Source organism: Streptomyces sp. NPDC002130 (assembly GCF_040296465.1).
Lineage (GTDB): Bacteria > Actinomycetota > Actinomycetes > Streptomycetales > Streptomycetaceae > Streptomyces.
Genome location: NZ_JBEOXI010001261.1, coordinates 1 through 1042, shown reverse-complemented (window position 1 = coordinate 1042; position 1042 = coordinate 1). Strand labels below are relative to the sequence as shown.

Genomic DNA, 1042 nt, shown 5'->3' with positions numbered 1-1042 from the left:
ACCCTCGTCGCTGGTCGGTACACCCATCTCCGGTGGTGTGAGCGTGCGCAATTCCGGTGTGGGCTTGCGCCGGGCGACGCCGCGGATCACAAGCGCGATCACCACCGCTCCGGTGGCAGCGGCGACGTAGCACCCGAGGAAAGCCTCGGTGGAAATTCCCCACGTATTCGTATGATCATGCATCGCACACCACCTCTCGATGAACTCCTGAGAACAAGTCCAGTCTCTTTGTCCGACAACTGATGTCAGTATCGGTCCAGTGCCCGGAAAAGCGATATCCGGATGGCCATCGTCACCATTCCGTTACCGCCGAACTGGGGATTTACCGGCCGGTAGGTCGAAGCACGATCTCCGTGGGGTGTGCGTCGGACGGTGTTTCGACGGCAGTGAGTACGGCACGCGCCACAGTGGAGGCCTTCAGGAAGCGCTCCGGGTCGTACTCGTCGCCCTCACCGGCGACGATGTCGCGCTGCATGTCGGTGTCGATCCGACCGGGGTGAATGGAGGTGACCCGCAAGGACGGCTCTTCCAGGCGCAGTGCGTCTCCGAAAGCGTGCAGGGCGAACTTGCTGGCCGCGTACGAGCCCCAGCCGGCGTTGGCGCGCAGTCCGGCACCGGAATTGATCAGTACGACGTGGCCACCGGCTGCCCTGAGGGCAGGAAGGAGGACACGAGTGAGTTCGGCGACGGCGATGACGTTTGCCTCGAGGGTGCGTCGCCACTGATCGACCGAGGATTCCTCGATGGTTCCGATGTCGGCCACGCCGGCGTTGTGTACCAGCACGTCGAGCGTCGTGATGGACGAGGCGGCGGCCGCGACGGCGTCGTAGTCCGTGAGGTCGAGGGGTAAGGGCGTCGACCCGGGCAGTTCGGCGCAGATCGGCTCGAGGGCGTGCGCGGATCGTGCACCGAGCAGCAGGTCGTGGGTCGGTGCCAGCTCGCGTGCGATGGCAGCTCCGAGGCCGCGACTGGAACCGGTGATCAAGGCAGTAGGACGCATGGTTCGAGCCTATCGAGTGAAGAATGTTCGGCCTGACGAACT

Annotated in this window: 2 protein-coding genes; both read right to left on the bottom strand. The window is 64.4% G+C overall.

What is annotated here, in order from left to right; all coding sequences use genetic code 11:
• Nucleotides 1–183 (bottom strand): hypothetical protein (locus tag ABT116_RS50120; protein ID WP_351648489.1); only part of this gene is annotated, 183 nt, incomplete at its 3' end.
• 139 nt (nt 184–322) lie between these two features.
• Nucleotides 323–1000, bottom strand: coding sequence for an SDR family oxidoreductase (locus ABT116_RS50115; RefSeq protein ID WP_298774887.1), 678 nt, complete (start codon nt 998–1000; stop codon nt 323–325).
• Nucleotides 1001–1042 lie beyond the last annotated feature (42 nt).

Excerpts from the sequence above, each read along its gene's own strand:
- ABT116_RS50115 (WP_298774887.1), bottom strand. The coding sequence starts at position 1,000 with ATGCGTCCTACTGCCTTGATCACCGGTTCCAGTCGCGGCCTCGGAGCT.